This is a genomic window from Micromonospora sp. NPDC047812 (genome assembly GCF_040704175.1).
Taxonomy (GTDB): Bacteria; Actinomycetota; Actinomycetes; order Mycobacteriales; family Micromonosporaceae; genus Micromonospora.
Window position 1 is genome coordinate 1 of sequence record NZ_JBEYRY010000045.1, and the last position, 1174, is coordinate 1174.

2 protein-coding genes are annotated in these 1174 nt (G+C 70.7%); both read right to left on the reverse strand.

The features are described 5' to 3' along the window. Nucleotides 1-194: polyketide synthase docking domain-containing protein (locus tag AB0883_RS30795; RefSeq protein WP_366644776.1), on the reverse strand; the 194-nt coding region annotated here is incomplete at its 3' end. A gap of 30 nt (nucleotides 195-224) precedes the next feature. Next, a partial coding sequence (locus AB0883_RS30800; RefSeq protein ID WP_366644777.1) for a beta-ketoacyl reductase occupies nucleotides 225-1174 on the reverse strand: 950 nt, incomplete at its 5' end.

Here is a 1174-nt window from a genome sequence, read left to right on the forward strand (position 1 = left end):
GCGTCAACACCCTCGACCAGCAACTGCCAAAACCCGTCCGGGTCACCAACCCCACCCGGATACCGACACCCCATCCCCACAATCGCCACCGGCTCGGCGCTGGCGGTCTCCAGGGCCTGTACCCGGCGGTTGGCCTGGCGCAGCTCGGCTACGGTCCGCTTGAGGTACTCGCGCAGCTTGTCGTCGTTGGTCACGGGTGTCCCTCCGGAGCGGGTACGGGGCGTTCAGGCCGAGCCGAGCTCGTTGTCGACAAGTTCGAACAGCTCGTCGTCGGTAACCTCGTCCAGGTCGGTGTCGGGCCCGGCGGTCGACTCTGCGGGCAGCGGCGTGGTGAGCCGGGCGACCAGCGCCTGGAGGCGCCGGGCGAGCTGGGCGCGCGTGTCCGCGTCCACGGCCGGTTCGGCGAGCGCGCGCTCCAACCGGTCGAGCTCGGCGACGGCCGGTGCCTCGGCCGGCTCGGCCGGCCATAGCTGGGCCCGGAGATGGTCGGCCAGGGCGGCCGGTGTCGGATGGTCGAAGACCAGCGTGGCCGGCAACGACAGCCCGGTCGCGGTGGCCAGTCGGTTACGTAGTTCCACCGCGGTCAGCGAGTCGAAGCCGAGCTCGCGGAACGCCCGATCAGGTGCGATCGCCTGGGCACTGTCGTGACCGAGGGCTGTGGCCGCGTGGGTGCGCACCAGTTCGAGCATCTTCTGCTGGCGCTGCGGGCCGGTCAACGTCCGCAGCTCAGTGGCCAGTCCTGAGTCGTCGAGTGGGCCGGGCTCGGTGTCGGTGATGGCGGCTTGTGCCTCGGGCAGCCTGGCTAGTAGCGCACTCGGGCGTGCGGAGGTGAACGTCCGGGTGAACTGGGCCCAGTCCACGTCAGCGACCGCGAGGAAGTCTTCGCCCTGGCCGACTGCCTCGGTCAGTGCCTGCACCGCCCGCTGGGGGTCCATGCTCCGTACCCCGCGTCGTTGCAACTGCTCGGCGTCGGCCTGCTCAGCCATTCCTTCGCCGGCCCACAAGCCCCACGCCACGCTGGTCACTGCCCGCCCCATGGCACGCTGCTGGGCGGCGTAGGCGTCCAGGAACGCGTTGGCGGCCGCGTATACCCCCTGCCCGCCACTGCCCCATACACCGGCGTTCGAGGAGAACAGCACCATCGCGTCCAGCGGATGCTCGGATCCCTCGACCA